This window comes from Streptomyces sp. NPDC051320 (assembly GCF_040682175.1).
GTDB lineage: Bacteria > Actinomycetota > Actinomycetes > Streptomycetales > Streptomycetaceae > Streptomyces.
The window spans coordinates 1-1227 of record NZ_JBFBAL010000060.1 but is presented as its reverse complement, the minus strand read 5'-3'; the positions used below and the strand labels follow the sequence as shown (position 1 = coordinate 1227).

Genomic DNA, 1227 nt, shown 5'->3' with positions numbered 1-1227 from the left:
GCCTTCGAGCGAGCCCGGCGCAGTGTGGGAGCGGGGGTGGGTTCAGGCCTCCGCGCGGCCATGCAGCCGCATCCGCTCTTCGTGAGCGAGGCGCGGGGAGCCCATGTCTGGGACCTGGACGGCGACCGCTACATCGACTACGTGATGGCGTGGGGTCCCCTCGTCCTCGGACACGGCGCCCCCCGCATCGTGGACGCCGTACGCGACGTGGTCGCGCGGATGCAGGTCGTCGGCACCGGCCACGTCCTCGAGTACGCCGCCGCGGAGGCGGTCCTGCGAGCCGTCCCGCACGGCGAGCGCCTGCTCTGGAGCAACACCGGGACCGAGGCGGTTCAGGTCGGGCTGCGCCTGGCGCGGGCGGCCACGGGCCGTCGGCGGGTGGTGAAGTTCGCCAAGAGCTACCACGGTTGGCACGACACCGTCTACGCCGGCCTGACCGACGCCGACGGCAGCCAGGTCGCCAGGGCGGCGAGCAGAGGCCAGAGCCCCAGCGTGCTCGACGACCTCGTGGTGGCGCGGTTCAACGACGTGGAGATGATCGAACGCGTTCTCGCGGATGCCGTCGAGCGGGACATCGCCGCCGTACTCATCGACCCGATCATGAGCAATGCCGGCGTTGAAGCACCCACGCAGCAGTTCCTGCAGACCTTGCGGTCCTGTTGCGACCGGCATGGCGTGGTGCTCATCTACGACGAGGTGATCGCCGGATTCCGCATAGCTCGGGGCGGCGCTGCGGAGCTCTTCGGGGTGCACCCTGATCTGTCCGTCTTCGGCAAGGCCATGGCTGGTGGCTTCACCCAGAGCGCCGTCGTCGGCCGAGCGGACCTGATCGACCAGGTGACCGACGGCGTGGTCCACGCCGGGACGTTCAACGGAAACCCCATCGCGCTGGCCGCCGTACAGGCGACCATGGGAGCACTCGAGGACCCTTCCGTCTATGAAACGCTGGAGAGCGTCTCCGCCGAGTTCGAGCGCGTGATCGGGGGCCTGCTGGCCTCCGCGCCCCAACCCGCCCGTCTCAACCGCGTCGGTTCTCTGCTTCAGTTCGTCCCGGACGACGAAGCCACCGGCCTGCACGGTACCGGCGGTCCCTGGCCGCAGATTCTGGGCGGGATGCTCGCCCACGGCGTGATGTTCATGCCTTCGGCCAAGATCTTCCTCAGCACAGCGCACCGCCAGGCGGACATCGACGCCACCGCCGACGCCCTCGACAAGATCCTGCGTCAG

1 protein-coding gene is annotated in these 1227 nt (G+C 69.5%); it reads left to right on the top strand.

The window, feature by feature from the left end; translation table 11 throughout:
- A partial coding sequence (locus AB0M87_RS33360) for an aminotransferase class III-fold pyridoxal phosphate-dependent enzyme (RefSeq protein WP_365859652.1) occupies positions 1 to 1227 on the top strand: 1227 nt, incomplete at both ends.